Annotated in this window: 18 protein-coding genes, 1 rRNA gene and 1 other annotated feature; all 19 genes read right to left on the bottom strand. The window is 41.2% G+C overall.

Going from position 1 to position 17,507, the window contains the following annotated elements; translation table 11 throughout:
- Nucleotides 1–226: 226 nt before the first annotated feature.
- Nucleotides 227–409: a preprotein translocase subunit SecE gene (gene secE / locus ACQKMH_RS26540; RefSeq protein ID WP_214751063.1), complete on the bottom strand. Its 183-nt coding sequence runs from the start codon at nucleotides 407–409 to the stop codon at nucleotides 227–229.
- A 52-nt stretch (nucleotides 410–461) separates the two neighbouring features.
- Nucleotides 462–611 carry a 50S ribosomal protein L33 gene (rpmG, locus tag ACQKMH_RS26535; protein ID WP_427590304.1) on the bottom strand — a complete coding sequence of 50 codons (150 nt, stop codon included), beginning with the start codon at nucleotides 609–611 and terminating at the stop codon, nucleotides 462–464.
- A gap of 207 nt (nucleotides 612–818) precedes the next feature.
- A complete protein-coding gene (sigH, locus tag ACQKMH_RS26530; protein WP_230161765.1) occupies nucleotides 819–1,451 on the bottom strand; it encodes an RNA polymerase sporulation sigma factor SigH in 633 nt (210 codons plus the stop codon).
- A gap of 85 nt (nucleotides 1,452–1,536) precedes the next feature.
- The gene (locus ACQKMH_RS26525; RefSeq protein ID WP_427590303.1) at nucleotides 1,537–2,046 is read right to left on the bottom strand and encodes an NYN domain-containing protein; all 510 of its coding nucleotides are present in this window, start codon (nucleotides 2,044–2,046) and stop codon (nucleotides 1,537–1,539) included.
- Between the two features lie 4 nt (nucleotides 2,047–2,050).
- Entirely contained in the window at nucleotides 2,051–2,794 is a 744-nt protein-coding gene (gene rlmB / locus ACQKMH_RS26520; protein ID WP_427590302.1) for a 23S rRNA (guanosine(2251)-2'-O)-methyltransferase RlmB, read from the bottom strand.
- Nucleotides 2,791–3,213, bottom strand: a complete 423-nt coding sequence (locus ACQKMH_RS26515) for a Mini-ribonuclease 3 (protein WP_427590301.1) — start codon at nucleotides 3,211–3,213, stop codon at nucleotides 2,791–2,793. The genes rlmB and ACQKMH_RS26515 overlap by 4 nt, the downstream gene beginning before the upstream one ends.
- Before the next feature lie 3 nt (nucleotides 3,214–3,216).
- The gene (cysS, locus tag ACQKMH_RS26510; protein ID WP_427590300.1) at nucleotides 3,217–4,614 is read right to left on the bottom strand and encodes a cysteine--tRNA ligase; all 1,398 of its coding nucleotides are present in this window, start codon (nucleotides 4,612–4,614) and stop codon (nucleotides 3,217–3,219) included.
- Nucleotide 4,615: 1 nt separating this feature from the next.
- Nucleotides 4,616–5,266: a serine O-acetyltransferase gene (gene cysE, locus ACQKMH_RS26505; protein WP_427590299.1), complete on the bottom strand. Its 651-nt coding sequence runs from the start codon at nucleotides 5,264–5,266 to the stop codon at nucleotides 4,616–4,618.
- A gap of 83 nt (nucleotides 5,267–5,349) precedes the next feature.
- Nucleotides 5,350–5,597, bottom strand: a binding site (T-box leader).
- Nucleotides 5,598–5,639: 42 nt separating this feature from the next.
- Nucleotides 5,640–7,097, bottom strand: coding sequence for a glutamate--tRNA ligase (gltX, locus tag ACQKMH_RS26500; RefSeq protein WP_427590298.1), 1,458 nt, complete (start codon nucleotides 7,095–7,097; stop codon nucleotides 5,640–5,642).
- A gap of 90 nt (nucleotides 7,098–7,187) precedes the next feature.
- Nucleotides 7,188–7,667: a 2-C-methyl-D-erythritol 2,4-cyclodiphosphate synthase gene (gene ispF / locus ACQKMH_RS26495; RefSeq protein ID WP_230161746.1), complete on the bottom strand. Its 480-nt coding sequence runs from the start codon at nucleotides 7,665–7,667 to the stop codon at nucleotides 7,188–7,190.
- A 14-nt stretch (nucleotides 7,668–7,681) separates the two neighbouring features.
- Nucleotides 7,682–8,368, bottom strand: a complete 687-nt coding sequence (ispD, locus tag ACQKMH_RS26490) for a 2-C-methyl-D-erythritol 4-phosphate cytidylyltransferase (RefSeq protein WP_427590297.1) — start codon at nucleotides 8,366–8,368, stop codon at nucleotides 7,682–7,684.
- Between the two features lie 36 nt (nucleotides 8,369–8,404).
- Nucleotides 8,405–9,502 (bottom strand): PIN/TRAM domain-containing protein, encoded by a 1,098-nt coding sequence (locus ACQKMH_RS26485; RefSeq protein WP_427590296.1) that lies wholly within the window; start codon nucleotides 9,500–9,502, stop codon nucleotides 8,405–8,407.
- Nucleotides 9,503–9,728: 226 nt separating this feature from the next.
- Nucleotides 9,729–10,802, bottom strand: a complete 1,074-nt coding sequence (disA, locus tag ACQKMH_RS26480; RefSeq protein WP_427590295.1) for a DNA integrity scanning diadenylate cyclase DisA — start codon at nucleotides 10,800–10,802, stop codon at nucleotides 9,729–9,731.
- Between the two features lie 2 nt (nucleotides 10,803–10,804).
- On the bottom strand, nucleotides 10,805–12,193 hold the full coding sequence (radA, locus tag ACQKMH_RS26475; RefSeq protein ID WP_230161754.1) for a DNA repair protein RadA: 1,389 nt from the start codon (nucleotides 12,191–12,193) through the stop codon (nucleotides 10,805–10,807).
- A 198-nt stretch (nucleotides 12,194–12,391) separates the two neighbouring features.
- Nucleotides 12,392–14,833, bottom strand: a complete 2,442-nt coding sequence (gene clpC / locus ACQKMH_RS26470; RefSeq protein WP_057915190.1) for an ATP-dependent protease ATP-binding subunit ClpC — start codon at nucleotides 14,831–14,833, stop codon at nucleotides 12,392–12,394.
- Between the two features lie 121 nt (nucleotides 14,834–14,954).
- Nucleotides 14,955–16,031 carry a protein arginine kinase gene (locus ACQKMH_RS26465; RefSeq protein WP_427590294.1) on the bottom strand — a complete coding sequence of 359 codons (1,077 nt, stop codon included), beginning with the start codon at nucleotides 16,029–16,031 and terminating at the stop codon, nucleotides 14,955–14,957.
- Nucleotides 16,028–16,579, bottom strand: coding sequence for a UvrB/UvrC motif-containing protein (locus tag ACQKMH_RS26460; RefSeq protein ID WP_427590293.1), 552 nt, complete (start codon nucleotides 16,577–16,579; stop codon nucleotides 16,028–16,030). The genes ACQKMH_RS26465 and ACQKMH_RS26460 overlap by 4 nt, the downstream gene beginning before the upstream one ends.
- A 21-nt stretch (nucleotides 16,580–16,600) precedes the next feature.
- Nucleotides 16,601–17,062 (bottom strand): CtsR family transcriptional regulator, encoded by a 462-nt coding sequence (locus ACQKMH_RS26455; protein WP_427590292.1) that lies wholly within the window; start codon nucleotides 17,060–17,062, stop codon nucleotides 16,601–16,603.
- A 373-nt stretch (nucleotides 17,063–17,435) separates the two neighbouring features.
- A 5S ribosomal RNA gene (gene rrf / locus ACQKMH_RS26450) occupies nucleotides 17,436–17,507 on the bottom strand; the annotation flags it as partial.

Here is a 17,507-nt window from a genome sequence, read left to right as displayed (position 1 = left end):
AATCAATCATTTTCTTTATTAATCTTTATCTTTGAACGTTTTAGCCAAAAAACCAATTCCGCGTCATCTCGACTTAACTAGAATATATAGTGATGATTCATATTACAGCAGTGGAACAATTTTGAACTTCTTTACTTCTTAAAAAAGACAAATTAAAAAACCCGTTTCCGGGCTTTTCTGCTGACACATATTATTCTATCACTATTATACCTTATTTTCGAATCTCTTATTCAATAACTAAGCGAATTAATTCGGAAATGCCCAAATCGACCACTGTAAAGAATAAAGCCATAAACAATACAGTCGTTACTACCACGATTGTATATTTGGTAAGCTCCTTGCGTTTCGGCCAGCTTACTTTTTGCATTTCGCGAGCGACTCCGCTGAAAAATTCGGTAAAACGTTTCATGAATGTATCCTCCAAGCATTAGACAGCTTCTGTCAATCTATTTATAAAACGGTTATTTCGTTTCTTTATGAATCGCGTGTGCGTTGCATGTACTGCAAAACTTCTTGATTTCCAGGCGTTCGCCGCTTGTTGATTGTTTGCTTTCGTAACTATAATTTCTTGAACCGCAATCTGTGCAGGCAAGAACGATTTTTTTTCGCATTAGATACACCTATCCTATCTACTATATCCATAAAACCTTATCACGGCTGTCTTTTATTGTCAATATCAAAGCAGGCTTTGCCCCTTTATGGATATTGGAAATAAGAAATTCCGGTTTCTTAACATCCATTTAAAAAATCTTAGTGAATAATAATAAACTTCCAAGTGGAGAAGGGACAGATGAAATTAAGCGGAAAAAGCGGAGGGATTATAAACTGATTTCCCTTACTTCCAGATAGCGCTCGAGCTTTCTTTTCACCCGCTGAAGGGCGTTATCGATTGACTTAACATGCCGGTTCAACTCTTCCGAAATTTCTTGGTAGGTTTGGCCATCCAAGTAAAGAGCTAACACTTTTCTCTCAAGATCACTCAGGAGCTCGGCCATTTTTAATTCGATATCGTCAAACTCTTCTTTGTTGATAATCAGTTCTTCCGGGTCCAAAACTTTCGTACCCGATATAATATCCATAAGAGTTCGGTCCGATTCCTCATCATAAATGGGCTTGTCCAGGGAAACATAGGAATTGAGCGGAATATGCTTTTGACGTGTTGCAGTTTTAATAGCTGTAATGATCTGCCTCGTAATGCATAGTTCTGCAAATGCTTTAAAAGAAGATAACTTATCTCCTTTAAAATCACGGACGGCTTTATATAAACCAATCATACCTTCTTGCACGATGTCTTCTTTATCTGCACCAATTAAGAAATAAGTCCTTGCCTTTGCCCTAACGAAATTACGATACTTTTGGATCAGAAAATCCAGCGCTTCGCTGTCTCCAGTGTGTACCAACCCTATCAATTCATCATCATCAAACTGCAGATACTTTTCGTTCAGTTTCATTCCGAATTTGAGACCCACATTAAATCCCCCTGACCTGACTCAGATAGAAATATTATACAGCAGGTAAAATTTACCCGTCAATGGTTCAAATTTTCCCCCGACGCCATTTTTCGAAAATTTCTGCCACTTCTTCACTTAACGGAATTTTTGCTGCGGGTTTTATCGTCGTTGTTTTTCTTACATCCTTCTTGATTTCCCCTTGAATTTCTACCATTTCTATAAGCAGTTCGCGAGCAGATTTCCTTAGAGCCCCTTGACCAAAGATCACCCACTGTTCCGTGAAGTCAGAGGTTGCCACTTGAATCTGCGTTTTGACGTTATTCAGTTCAATGGCCATCTTTTCTATTCTCTCATCCGCCGTTTCATTTTCTTTTGTAAAAATTACATCAACTTTGTGATTTTTGAATATACGGGCAATTCCCTGAACATATTGAGCGTCAAATACGACAATTACACGGTATCCGGTAAATGCTTGATATTCCGCCATCATTTCAATCAACCGATCTCTTGCAGCAGCAAGGTCCCGTTCTTTTAATTCTCTCAGTTCCGGCCAGGCTCCAATAATGTTATAACCGTCCACCAACAGAATATTCATCCCATCATTGTCCTAAAGGATTTCTTTTTCTATAAACCTCATACATCAATAAACTGGCTGCTACCGATGCATTTAACGAAGTGACTTGTCCTGCCATAGGGAGACGGATGAGAAAATCGCATTTATCCTTCATTAACCGGGCCATTCCTTTTCCTTCACTACCGATAACAAGTCCAATCGGCATCTTACCGTCCATGTTACGGTAATCATCACTGCCTTTCGCATCTGTACCGACTATCCATACACCGCGCTCTTTCAGCTCTTCCACCGCTCTTGCCAAGTTTGTAACACGAGCAACCGGAATATACTCTATTGCACCTGTTGAGGCTTTCGCCACAGTTGCCGTTAAGCCCACCGCTCTTCTTTTCGGAATGATGATCCCATGGGCCCCTACAGCATCCGCCGTTCTCATGATCGAGCCTAAATTATGAGGATCTTCAATTTCATCAAGGATCATGAAAAAAGGTGCTTCATCTCGTTCCGCAGCTTTTGCAAATAAATCATCCAATTCGACATATTCATAAGCAGCTACTTGTGCAACAACGCCTTGATGGATACCTTCTGCCATTTGGTCAATTTTTTTCTTCGGTACGATCTGAACGAATACCTTCTTTTCCTTCGCCAGACCGATTAGTGGTTGCATCGAGCCTTTTTGAGAGCCCTCCGCTATCCAAATTTTGTTAACTTCCCGTTCGGAGCGGAGGGCTTCCAATACGGGGTTTCTGCCAATGATATATTCTTCGCTCATGGGTTACTCCCCTTTTCTTCTTCAATGTATTCAATAGATTTTTTAATGAGTTCTTCCATTCTTTCTATTCGACCGGATAAATACAAAAAGCCCATAAGTGCCTCGAAGGCTGTACTATAGCGATACGTTTGCACATCTGTATTCTTCGGTACCGTACCGGATTTGGCATTTCGGCCCCGCCGAACGACAGCGGTTTCCTCTTCCGATAACCATTCTGATTCCAGAAAAAAATGGATGACTTTATTTTGTGCTTTAGCCGCTACAAATGATGTAGCTTTTTTGTGGAGAAGATTGGGCTTGACCGCTCCTTTTTGAATGAGGTGATGCCGGATATACGTTTCGTATACGGCATCACCTATATAAGCTAAAGCAAGACTGTTCAGCATTTTTGCATCTACCTTACTATCGTAATGAAGCATTAATTACCCTCTTTTCCATCTTGTACCTTGAGGGGTATCCTCTAATATGATATTCATGTTTTTCAAGCGATCACGAATTTCATCAGATAACCCAAAATTGCGGTCTTTCCGCGCTTGAATTCTCTGCTGGATCAAGTCTTCAATTTCTTCATCCAATAGACCCTCTTCTTCCAGGGACAAACCGAGGACAGTAAATAAGGTATTGAATTTCTCAAGGAAAGCTTCGATGACTTCCTTGTCTGTATTTTTCTCCATTAAGTAATAATTTGCTTGCTTGGACAGTTCAAAGAGTATGGATATCGCATTAGCTGTGTTGAAATCATCGTCCATTTCCTGAATGAACTGTTCCTGTAAATCATTAACCTTCGCAAGCCAAACATCATTATTCTCAGTCAAACCGTCGCTTAATTGAAGGCGATGCTTTAAGTTTTGATAAGATGTCTTTAACCGATCAAGTGCCGCTTTTATATTTTCAAGCACTTCTTCACTATAATTGATGGGATGACGGTAATGTACGGATAACATAAAGAAGCGTAACACTTGCGGATCATGCTTCTTTATGATGTCATGCACAAGTACGAAATTCCCTAAAGACTTAGACATTTTTTCATTGTCAATATTTATATACCCATTATGCATCCAATAATTCGCAAAGGTCTTACCTGTCAATGCTTCAGATTGTGCAATTTCATTTTCATGATGCGGGAAAGCTAGATCTTGACCCCCTGCATGAATATCGATAGTATCTCCCAAATACTTTTTGACCATTGCGGAGCATTCAATATGCCAGCCAGGACGTCCCTTACCCCATGGGCTCTCCCATGATATTTCATCATCCTTTGCCGCTTTCCAAAGAGCAAAATCAAGGGCATCTTGTTTCTTCTCCCCAATTTCAATCCTGGCCCCTACTCTTAACTCATCGATGGACTGATGTGACAGTTTGCCATACCCCTCAAACTTACGAGTACGATAGTACACATCCCCTTCAGATTCATAAGCGAATCCTTTTTCAATCAATGTCGAGATGAATTCAATGATAGCATCCATGTTCTCCATTACGGTTGGGTGAGCATCAGCTTTTTTGCAGCCCAAGGCAGACACGTCTTCAAAATAAGCCTTGATGAAACGTTCTGATATTGTTGGGACATCTTCCCCCAATTCTTTTGCCGCACGAATCAGTTTATCATCTACATCTGTAAAATTCGAAACGAATTGAACTTCATATCCACGGTAATCCAGATACCTGCGAACGGTATCAAATACGATTGCCGGTCTGGCATTACCAATATGAATGTAATTATAGACAGTGGGACCACATACGTACATCTTCACCTTTCCCTCTTCCATCGGGACGAAGGTTTCCTTTTTTCTTGTTGCTGTGTTATATATTTTAATTGCCATATTATAAACTCCTTTCTTCCTGCTTCTGCTCAGCCAACTTCGTTCTTAAGGCCCTGATTTCACTATCCATTTCCTTTAAACGATCAGCGATTGGATCAGGAAGATCTGAATGATTTAGGTCTTTTTTGATTTTGATGCCATCTTGAATGACCACTTTTCCTGGAATGCCCACCACTGTGGAATTAGGCGGCACTTCCTTTAAAACGACCGAGCCTGCACCGATTTTTGAGTTCTCACCCACGGTAATGGAACCCAGAACTTTCGCTCCTGTTGCAATCAACACATTATCCTTTATCGTAGGATGACGTTTTCCCTTTTCCTTTCCTGTCCCTCCAAGGGTTACACCTTGAAAGACAGAGACATTGTCACCAATCTCGCACGTTTCGCCAATGACGATCCCCATTCCATGGTCAATGAAGAAACGGCGGCCAATCGTAGCTCCTGGATGTATTTCAATCCCGGTAAAAAAACGACTGACTTGAGATATACTTCTCGCTAAGAAAAAAAACTTCTTCTTAAATAGTGCGTGAGCCATCCTATGACTCCAAATCGCATGCAATCCCGCATACGTCAAAATGACTTCCAAATAACTGCGCGCTGCAGGGTCTTGATCAAAAACCACTTCGATATCCTCTTTAAACATCTTTAACAAGATGATTCCCCCCTATGCTCTGTCTTTTTCTAACACCCCTTTTGAAGCTTTAAAGCATATAAAAAAGCGTCTCTGTCCAAATAGACAGAGACGCTTTAAGCGCGGTTCCACTCTGTTTGGAATGTATGAAGCAGGTAAAGCTTTCCCTGTTTTTCCATCCCCAACTTTAATCCCTGTAACGGAGGACATTCCGCCTGTGCCTACTATCGGTTAGTTCAGCAAAGGACTCAAGGGTGCATTTCAGAAAACGAGAGGCTTGAACCACTTTCAGCAGGTTATGGTTCTCTCTAAAAAGCTTCGTTTACTTACTTCTCCCCATCTACGCGTTCTTTTGTAAGATTATTAAATACTATATTACATTTTCGACAAATTGTTAATATAAAATACTCTGAATACGCTGTTTAATTTTTTCCTTGCCCAGTAATGAGATCGCTTTAGGCAAATCAGGACCATGTGTTTGACCCGTGACGGCTGCCCGAATCGGCATGAATAATTTTTTCCCTTTATGGCCTGTGCTTTTTTGTACCGCTTTAATCGACTTCTTGATTTCATCCGCTTTAAATTCTTCAAGCCCTTCGATTTCCTGTAGGAAAGCTTTCATGACTTCCGGCACTTGTTCCTCAGCCAGGACTTCCTTCGCTTCTGGTTCGAATTCGACCTCATCCTTGAAAAACAGTTCAGACAGCTCAACAATTTCCGCTCCATAGCTCATCTGCTCTTGATAAAGGGAAACAAGGCCATGTACCCACTCTGCTTCTCCAGCAGTTAGTGTCTCAGAAACCTTTCCAGCCTTAATTAAGTGAGGCATTGACAATTCGACTGCGCGATCCACATCCAATTGCTTCATGTATTGGTTATTCATCCATGTAAGCTTTTGCTTATCGAAAAGTGCAGGCGATTTAGACAATCGATCAGCATCGAAAAGATTTATGAACTCTTCTTTTGTGAAAATCTCTTCCTCTCCGACCGGAGACCAACCTAGTAATGTAATGAAATTGAATAAAGCTTCAGGTAAATAACCAAGCTCTTCATATTGCTCAATGAATTGAATGATTGATTCATCACGTTTACTCAGTTTCTTCCTGCTTTCGTTTACGATCAGCGTCATATGACCGAAAACCGGCGGCTCCCAGCCGAATGCTTCATAAATCATCATTTGCTTTGGAGTATTGGAAATATGGTCGTCCCCACGAAGGACATGGGAAATCTTCATCAGATGGTCATCAACAGCAACTGCAAAGTTATAAGTTGGGATGCCATCCTTTTTAACAATAACAAAATCACCAAAGCCATCTGTATCAAACGAAACGTCATCCTTAACCATATCTTTGAAAGTAAGGACTTTTCCAACTGGAACGGCAAAACGAATGCTAGGCTTTCTTCCTTCAGCCACTAGTTTCGCTTGCTCTTCTTCAGTTAAATGCTTGCACTTCCCTGAATATTTTGGTGTTTCATTGCGCTCGACCTGTCCTTCACGTTCAGCTTCAAGCTCTTCTTCCGTACAATAGCATTTATAAGCCAAGCCCTTATTTAAAAGCTCTTGATGCAATCCCTGATATAGGTCGTTTCTTTCAGACTGACGATATGGCCCATATTCACCGCCAACATCAACACCTTCATCCCAATCCATACCAAGCCATTTTAAATATTTCAGCTGACTTTCTTCGCCGCCTTCAATATTTCTCTTTTGGTCGGTATCTTCAATACGGATGATGAATTTACCGCCTTTGTTTCGTGCGTATAAATAATTAAATAAAGCCGTCCGTGCATTTCCTATATGTAAATGTCCAGTCGGACTCGGTGCATAGCGAACTCGAATATCGCTGCTCATGATATATATAGACCTCCCAGTCGTTCTTTTCTATTGTTCATTTTATCATTTATATACATGGGATTAAAGGCATCCACTCTAAAAACGAATTTAGTTTGATTTAACCAATAAGACTACAGCCTGTGCCGCGATTCCTTCGCTTCGGCCTGTAAATCCAAGTTTCTCCGTAGTGGTTGCCTTTACATTGATTCTATCTACCGAGGCATCTAAAAGTTCTGCAATCCTGACTCGCATGTCCTCAATATACGGTGCCATTTTCGGGCTTTGTGCAATGATTGTACAATCTGCATTTCCTAGGGTATATCCTTCTTTTTTTACAATCGCCCAAATATACTGAAGCAGCTTTGCCGAATCGGCATCTTTAAATTCCGGATCCGTATCCGGAAAATGTTTGCCGATATCCCCCGCACCAATTGCCCCCAAGCAAGCATCGGCAACAGTATGTAAAAGCACATCCGCATCCGAATGGCCTAGCAAACCTTTCTCGTACGGAATTGTAATTCCGCCAATGATCAATGGTCTTCCCTCTACAAGCTGATGAACGTCATATCCTTGTCCAATTCGAAACATATCATTCTCCCCAATCATCGTTTTCCATGTTGCTTATGTAAAATCGCTTCTGCAAAATAAAGATCTTCCTGAGTCGTAATTTTAATATTATCATAATTGCCCTCAATAATAACTACCTGTTCATTGATCCGTTCTAGCAAACTTGCATCATCCGTCCCCAAAAATGCTTCTGCCTCAGCCATTTCATACGCCCTTTTTAGTATGGATAGACGAAAAGCTTGTGGAGTTTGTATCGCCCACAAGCTTGATCGTTCCACCGTTTCCACTACCTTTTTGTTGGTCGCTTTTTTAATCGTATCCTTAACTGGCACTGCGATGACGGCTCCTCCATGTATGGAAGCAGCGGCAGTCAATTCACTGATTTGCCCTTGATCGATAAAAGGGCGAGCTCCGTCGTGGACCAAGATGATTTTTTCTCGTGCACATTGCAAGCCATTATAAACGCTTTGTTGACGCTCCTTGCCGCCAACAACGAGTTCCTTGACCTTCTTTAACTCATACATTGCTATCAATTGTTTGAAATAATCCTTTTCTGCCGGGTTAATCGAAAGGATAATCCCCCGACAGTCAGGATCTTCTTCAAAGACACGAAGTGTATAAACAATAATCGGGGTGCCCGAAAGTTCAATAAAAAGTTTATTCTTGCCTGCCTTCATTCTTTTCCCTTGTCCAGCTGCAGGTATCACGACTTCATAAAACATAACGGTTTCTCCTACTCTTTATAATGCTTTTTCTATTTATAATGCTTTTTCTAATAGTTTCGGTTTAGCGAATATCATTCTGCCTGCAGAAGTTTGCAGTACACTTGTGACAAGTACATCGATGCGTTTTCCAATATGGTCACGGCCACCCTCGACAACGATCATTGTACCATCGTCTAAATAAGCGATGCCTTGGTTCTGCTCTTTCCCGTCCTTAATGACTTGAACATTCATCTCTTCCCCAGGAAGTACAACAGGTTTAACGGCATTGGCAAGATCATTGATATTAAGGACCGCCACATTTTGAAACTCGCATACTTTGTTTAAATTGAAATCATTTGTAACGACCATTCCGCCCGATATTTTGGCCAGCTTCACTAGTTTACTGTCCACTTCCTGAATGTCGTCAAAATCTCCCTCGTACATCTCCACTTTAATCGGCAGGTCTTTTTGAATTCGATTCAAGATATCCAAACCGCGTCTTCCACGATTCCTTTTTAAAGCATCTGAAGAATCGGCAATATGCTGCAGTTCATTTAAAACGAATTGAGGGATAACTATGGTGCCTTCTAGAAAGCCTGTCTGACAAATATCCGCGATTCGTCCGTCAATGATGACGCTTGTATCGAGAATCTTCAACCGCTTGCTATAACCTTCTTCATCCTCTTCACTTGCTTCACCATCAGAATTTTTTTTCTTATTATTTTTTGTGAATAAATTCAATAGCTCATCACGTTTTTTAAAGCCAACTTGGAAACCAAGATAACCGAATAAAAGCGTAAGGATGATCGGAACCACTGTATTTAAAATAGGAACCTTGATGGCACTGAATGCGGAGCCAACCAAGAACGCCGCAAGCAATCCCACTAAAAGACCCACGCTTCCAAAGATTATGTCCGTAATTGGTATCTTAACAAGCTGTTCCTCCAGCCACTTCATAAAATAGATCACATGATCTACTGCCCAAAAAGTAATAAGATAAAAGATAATGGCACCCAACAGTACACTTACATAAGGATTGTTTATTAAAGCAATATCATCTGCATGTAAAACAATTAATAATTCTGGAATGAGTAACATACCAAGTGTTCCACCGACTATTAAGAAGCATGCTTGTATAATGCGTTTTAACATCCCTTTCACCTCCCTCTACTCATTATTGACCAATAAAAAAAAATGAAACCTTCGAAAATTCGTTTTCATTATATACGTGTAATTCACTTAAGGAATTAGTGGATTTACAAATATGACTCCTTCTCTTTTTCGTAATATTAGCCTAGCACCCTGAGTTTTGAGTGTCAAAAATAAACACTATTCAATTTCACTCTGAATTAGGATAATTTTGAAGGACCTTTACACATTACATCCTTCTATTTGTGACCAGCTGATTTTTTAAAATGCGGAGTCCTTCTTTAATTTTATTGGCACGAACTTCACCGATTCCCTCTACATCGTCAAGATTTTCCACCGTAGCTTTATTGACTTCACTAAAGCTTCCGAACTGTTTCACTAAATTTTCGATGATCAAACCCGGCAAGCGAGGGATTTTATGAAGAATACGGTAACCACGGGGATGTATTGACTCATCAAGGTGGATGTATCCGTGATAGCCCAGCACCTTTAAAAGTATGCTTTCATCCAGTTTTTCCTGCATGGCCAACTCTTGAAGCCGAAAAATGATTTCCTCGGGTTTTTCATCATTACTGGAGGTATAATCCTTGATAAGCCATTTTCCCTCCGTTTCAATATCTGCCAGGATTTCATTCATTTGCAAACGGATCAGCCTTCCTTCCGTACCAAGCTCATTAAGGTAGGTCAGTAGCTCCGCCTTGATCCTAAGCACCATTACATATCGGTGAAATACCTGCAAAAGGTCTGCATATGTCACGATTTCCTCAAACTCCAGTGCTCCTAATACTGATATGCTCTGCTGTAGAACCACCTTATATTTTTCCAAGGTCTGAATGGCCAGATTAGCCTTAGCAAGTATGACTCCTATATCTTTGAGGGCATAACGGAAATTGCCTTGATATAAAGTGATGACATTCCGTCGTTGTGAGATTGCAATGACCAACGATTTGGTCTCCCTTGCTACACGTTCCGCGGTCCGATGGCGCATTCCCGTTTCAGTGGAAGGTGTACTATTATCCGGCACCAATTGGGCATTGGCGAAAATGATTGTATCGGCTGTTTCATTTAAAATGATCGCTCCGTCCATCTTCGCCAGCTCATACAATGTACTTGGGGTACAGTTACAGTTGATTTGGAAGCCGCCATCCACAATCGTTCGAACTTTCTCGTTATATCCGACCACTATCAAACCGCCCGTATTGGCCCTCAGAACATTTTCAATCCCCTCCCGAAGCGGGGTACCCGGAGCAACAATTTGCAATATCTCCAATTTTGTTTTCTCATACCCTTTTTTATCTGTCATACTTAACCCCCTAATGAATGTTGAAGAGCCTCCGAAACCGATGATACACCGACAATCTTAATCCCTTTTGGCGCGGTCCATCCCCCTATATTATTTGCAGGTATTATAACCCGCTCAAACCCTAGTTTTGCTGCTTCCTGCACTCTTTGTTCAATTCGAGACACCCTTCTTACCTCACCAGTCAGCCCCACTTCACCAATGATGCAATCGGTAGGGTTTGTGGGCTTATCACGGAAGCTCGAAGCAATGCTGATTGCGACAGCCAGGTCAATGGCCGGCTCATCCAGCTTGACACCACCAGCAACCTTTAAATATGCATCTTGGTTTTGGAGCAGCAAGCCCACTCTTTTTTCCAAAACTGCCATTAAGAGCGAAACCCGATTATGGTCAATCCCTGTGGCCATTCGCCTTGGATTGCCAAAACTCGTAGGTGAAATCAATGCTTGAATTTCGACTAGCACCGGTCTTGTTCCTTCCATGGATGCAACAACGGTTGAACCTGAAGCTCCTTGCGACCGTTCTTCAAGGAAAATTTCCGATGGATTCGCAACTTCCTCCAAACCATGTTCTTTCATTTCAAAAATACCCATCTCATTCGTCGAACCAAAGCGATTTTTGACCGCACGTATAATTCGATATGTATGGTGTCTTTCTCCTTCAAAATATAAAACGGTATCAACCATATGCTCAAGCAGCCGTGGCCCAGCAATCGCTCCTTCCTTTGTAACGTGGCCGACGATAAAGATTGCAACCCCATTCGTTTTAGCAATGCGCATGAGCGAGGCTGTGCATTCCCGAACTTGTGAAACGCTTCCTGGCGCAGATGTAACCTCCGAATGGTACACCGTTTGAATGGAATCAATAATGACCAAATCTGGTTTTACCTCTGTGATCGCCTGTTGGATATAGTCCATATCCGTTTCCGCATACACGAATAAGTTTTCTGACATGGTCCCCAGCCGATCCGCTCTCAATTTAGTTTGCTTAACTGATTCTTCCCCTGATATATAAAGCACTTTTTTCTGTTTATGTGCCAATTGGGAAGATACCTGCAAAAGCAGGGTGGATTTACCGATACCCGGATCGCCTCCAATCAATACAAGTGATCCTTGCACAATCCCGCCCCCAAGAGCACGATTCAATTCCATTAAATCCGTTTTGATCCGGGGTTCCTTTTCAGATTGAATGGTAGTTATAGGTGCAGCCTTCTCTCGTTCTCCGGAACCTCTAACCTCTGAATGTGTAAAAGCACCTTTTCTAGCAGGTTTAACGATTTCAGTTTCCTCGACCATCTTGTTCCATTCGCCGCACCCTGGGCATTTCCCCATCCATTTAGCGGACTCATATCCACAAGACTGACACATAAATTTGGTTTTCTTCTTTACAGCCATAATTACTCCTCTTTCTTTGAAAAAAATACCTATATTAAGGATATTAGATCTTTGTTTTATTTAAACCTTCTTAAGGCTAAGTTTTTTTAAAAAAATAATCACTATACCATTTCTCTTATATACTCAATTCTACCTACGGATAAAAAACAGAGGTACACTGCAAAAAGATCTGCGTGTACCTCGAAGTTTAGAAACAGCTTATTCACTTACGTTAACAGGCTCGCCTTGGCGGATTGCAAACTCATTATTCACGACATCCATCACGACCGTTTGCCCTTTTTTCACGTTACCCTTAAGCAATTCTTCGGAGAGATAATCTTCCACATGCTTTTGAAGCGCCCTGCGGATTGGTCGTGCCCCATATTCAGGATCAAAACCTTCCGTAGCAATTTTTTCTCTAGCCGCATCTGTCAACTCCAAGTATATTTCCTGCTCTTTCAGGCGGGTAGTCAGTTGATTGGACATTAATGTAACGATTTGTTTTAAATGATCCTTCTCTAATGAGTGGAACACGATCGTTTCATCAATACGGTTGAGGAATTCCGGACGGAATGCACGTTTAAGCTCTTCCATCACTTTCCCTTTCATATTTTTGTAGTCCTGACCAGTGTCCTGGATATTAAAGCCAACATATTTATCAATTTTTAAGGCTGATGCCCCTACATTCGATGTCATAATCAAAATGGTATTCCTGAAATCCACAGTACGCCCCTTGGAATCTGTAAGTCTTCCGTCTTCCAATACTTGCAGAAGAATATTGAAGACATCTGGATGTGCCTTTTCAATTTCATCAAGCAGAACGACGGAATATGGTTTCCTCCGCACTTTTTCCGTTAACTGTCCGCCTTCTTCGTATCCAACATATCCTGGAGGAGAACCAACAAGACGTGAAGTCGAATGCTTCTCCATATATTCGGACATATCAATACGGATCATAGCATCTTCATCACCAAAGATGGATTCAGCCAAAGCACGGGCAAGCTCGGTTTTACCAACCCCTGTAGGCCCCAAGAAGATGAAAGAACCAATTGGACGTTTAGGATCCTTCAAGCCTGCTCTTGCACGTCGTACTGCTTTAGAAACCGCAATGACGGCCTCTTCCTGCCCAATTACTCGATCGTGGAGAATGGATTCCATATTAAGCAGCTTATCGGACTCCGTTTGCGCCAGTTTAGTGACTGGAACTCCCGTCCAGCTGGACACGACATGTGCAATATCATCCACAGTCACTTCACTGTTCTCTTGCCCTTGCTTTTCTTTCCAAGTCTTTTTCGTTTCTTCCAATTGTTCTCTTAAGCGTTGTTCAGTATCGCGAAGCGAAGCAGCCTTTTCAAATTCCTGGCTCTGAACGGAGGCATCCTTTTCCTTACGAACATCATCCAGCTTCACTTCAAGTTCCTTTAAGTTTGGTGGCGTTGTGTAAGAGCGTAACCGGACCTTTGATCCAGCTTCATCGATTAAATCAATGGCTTTATCCGGTAAAAACCGATCGGAAATGTAACGATCAGATAACTTGACTGCTGCATCAATCGCTTCATCCGTAATTGATACTCGGTGATGGGCTTCATAACGGTCGCGTAAACCCTTCAAAATTTGAATCGATTCTTCCATTGTTGGTTCATCAACTTGGATTGGCTGGAAACGGCGTTCAAGCGCGGCATCTTTTTCTATATACTTACGATACTCATCCAAAGTCGTTGCACCGATACATTGTAATTCACCACGTGCCAATGATGGTTTAAGGATATTGGAGGCATCGATGGCACCCTCTGCACCACCCGCACCAATCAATGTGTGCAATTCATCGATGAATAAGATGATGTTGCCTGCCTGACGAATTTCGTCCATCACTTTCTTCAATCGGTCCTCAAATTCACCCCGGTATTTCGTACCAGCCACAACAGTACCCATATCAAGTGTCATTACGCGTTTATCACGCAGGATTTCAGGTACCTCATTATTGATGATCTGTTGGGCAAGACCTTCAGCGATGGCTGTTTTACCTACACCAGGTTCACCAATTAATACTGGGTTATTTTTTGTACGACGGCTTAATACCTCTATGACACGCTGTATTTCCTTACTTCTTCCGATTACAGGATCCAGGCTTCCTTCCCGGGCTATCGCCGTTAAATCACGGGCAAGGCCATCGAGTGTTGGCGTGCTTGCATTTGAGGCTGCTGAACCTTGATGTCCACCTGATTCATTGCTGCCCAAAAGCTGTAATACTTGTTGACGAGCCTTATTCAAGCTTACTCCCAGATTATTCAATACGCGGGCGGCTACACCTTCCCCTTCTCGTATCAAGCCTAGTAGTACATGCTCTGTCCCAACATATGAATGACCTAATTTTCTAGCCTCATCCATGGAAAGCTCAATCACTTTCTTGGCTCTTGGAGTATAATGTATCGTTTGAGCTGTATCCTGTCCACGGCCGATTAAATTTTCTACTTCTTTCTGTATTTTATCCGGCCCCAACCCAAGAGCAAATAACGCTTTGGCTGCAATGCCGTCACCTTCCCGGACCAAGCCTAGTAAAATATGTTCTGTGCCGATATTATTATGTCCTAAACGGATTGCCTCTTCTTGGGCTAATGCTAATACTTTCTGGGCTCTTTCAGTAAAACGACCAAACATCATAGGGAATTCCTCCTTAAGAATTTTCGTTTTGAATACGGTTTCTAACAATTCTATAAGTAATGGCAGTGTCTTGCTTCACATCTATTACTTGAATATAGGTACTCCTCCGAGGTAATGACCTCTATGAGGAGGAAGATTCCGTGAAATTCAAGCGTTCTCGAATGAGTGCTGCTCTACGGATATCTCTTTCGTGGGATTTTAAAGGACCACCTGCGTACTTTTGTAAAAATCCCGATTGTGTCAAAATCATCAACTCATTAAGAATGCTTTTGGAAATATTTTTTATATACCCAAGATCAATACCTAACCTAACATCGGAAATACAGGTAGCAGCTTCCTTTGTCTCAATGACTCGAGCATTGGACAATATCCCATATGAACGAAAAATTCTATCTTCTAATTGTATGTGAGAGGTCCTCACTAATGCATCCCTTGCAGACCGTTCCTGGGCAATGATTTGTTGCACTACACTTGTTAGATCTTCAACGATATCCCTTTCCGACTTTCCAAGAGTAATTTGATTCGAGATTTGAAAGATATTCCCTAACGCCTGACTGCCCTCTCCATAAATCCCTCGTACCACCAGCCCCAATTGATTGATGGCCGGTATGATATTATTCATCTGCTGTGTAAGGACCAGGCCCGGCAGATGCATCATGACGGAAGCCCTTAATCCTGTTCCCACATTAGTTGGACAGCTAGTTAGGTATCCTCTTTCTTCATCATATGCATAGTCTATGGATTCTTCAATCCAATCGTCAAGAACATTTGCAATCTTTAAGGTTTCCTTTAACTGCAGCCCCGACATTAAACACTGAATACGGAGATGATCCTCCTCGTTAATCATGATACTAATTTCTTCATTTTCCGAAAGAAGACAAGCACTCTTTGCTGTTTCCTCAACTAAGTGAGGACTGATTAAATGTTTTTCAACGAGAACACGTTTTTCCAGTGGCTGTAATTGGTCAATCTCTAGCAGTTCCAGTTTACCAATCTCCGGAGTTACTTCCTCTTCAATTCTTTTTTTTACCAATTCAATGATTTTTTTAGCTTCATCATTAGAAAAGGAGGTTGGAAAGGTAAAGTCTTCGAAGTTCCTGGCCAACCGAATCCTAGAACTCAATACAATATCGATCTCCGGACCTTCGGCACTCATCCAGGAACTCAAGGCGTTTTCTACAAACTTTTCCAAGCTCATAATTCCTCGCCTCCCTCTAGTGCTTCATATCTTTTTTCAAGGGAACGAATCTTATCCCTTACCTCTGCCGCTTTCTCGAACTCTTCTTGATTAATGTGACTCTTTAAAACCTCTTTTAAATCCAATATTTGTTTCCTAAGATATATTGTGCCTCCAATCCTTTTTGGAATTTTCCCTATATGTGCCGTATTGCCGCTATGCACCCTCTTTAAAATCGGGTTTAACTGTTCATTGAACGTTTTATAACATTCGGCACAACCAAACTTTCCAATGTGGACAAATTCTTTATAGGATCGATGACAATGCGGGCAACGCCTCTCTTCTGTTTTAGGAAATGCATTTGCCTTTGTCTGTTGAATATTCGACTCCATATTCAACAATCCTGCTAATAAATTATTTATTGAAAAACCATGCCCTCCTGCATCCATGAAAATCTCACCTTTTTCCTGAGCACATTTCTCACAAATCATGACTTCAGTCTTTTTTCCATTAATGATTTTGGTGTAGTGTAGGGTAGCAGGCCTTTGATGACATTCTTGGCAAATCATCGTTCATCACCTCTGCCAGTTTCATTTATATTTTAAAGTCGTAAGCATCGCAGTTAAAATTCTTGCTCTAAGCTCATCGCGGTCAGGCAGGTCGATATAAATCACCGATCTATCAATTACGCTCATCATAATTTTTGCTTCTCTCTCATTAATGACTTCCTCTTTCATCAGCCGGGAAATCACCCCTTCAGCCATGGATTGAGTTACCCTAGTACCAATAAGCGATAATAATTGGTTAATAAGATGCACGTAATCCTGCGACTCCACTTTCATGATGCGTATATACCCGCCGCCGCCGCGCTTACTCTCTACAACGTAACCTCTCTCGATTGTAAACCTTGTATTGATTACGTAATTGATTTGAGAAGGAACACACTGAAATTTATCTGCTATTTCACTTCTTTTAATCTCTAAGATATCTTTTTGACTTATTTCCAGTACTTGCTTCAAATAAGTTTCGATAACATCAGATATGTTTCTCACTCAGCCTCCTCCAATCTGACTTTGACTATATTTGACTATTATTATACAAGGAAAAATGCATTTTGCAACTTAAACGCACTTTCTTTCTGTATTATCCATTTTCTCCAAATTATATGTAGTTACATACCCCAATGAACATGAAAGTTAAAATATCTTACATAAAATACCCTAAACAAATCATTATAAAACCTGAATTTTTCGCTACTTAAGCTTTCTCTTCTTAAAAAATTTGTTTATTTCATCACTTCGTGCTTATTCATTTCTCATATTATTTCAACCAAAACAAAAAAGACCAGCTCCTATGCTGACCTTTGAAACAAACTATTTATTTTCAAAACAAAAAAGACCAACCGGATGGCTGATCTTTAAAATGGCTTGGCGGCGTCCTACTCTCACAGGGGGAAACCCCCAACTACCATCGGCGCTGAAGAGCTTAACTGCCGTG

The organism is Peribacillus sp. NPDC097895 (assembly GCF_050277555.1).
Classification (GTDB): Bacteria; Bacillota; Bacilli; order Bacillales; family DSM-1321; genus Peribacillus.
The sequence above is the reverse complement of the archived record's forward strand: the minus strand, read 5'-3'. Positions and strand labels throughout refer to the sequence as shown.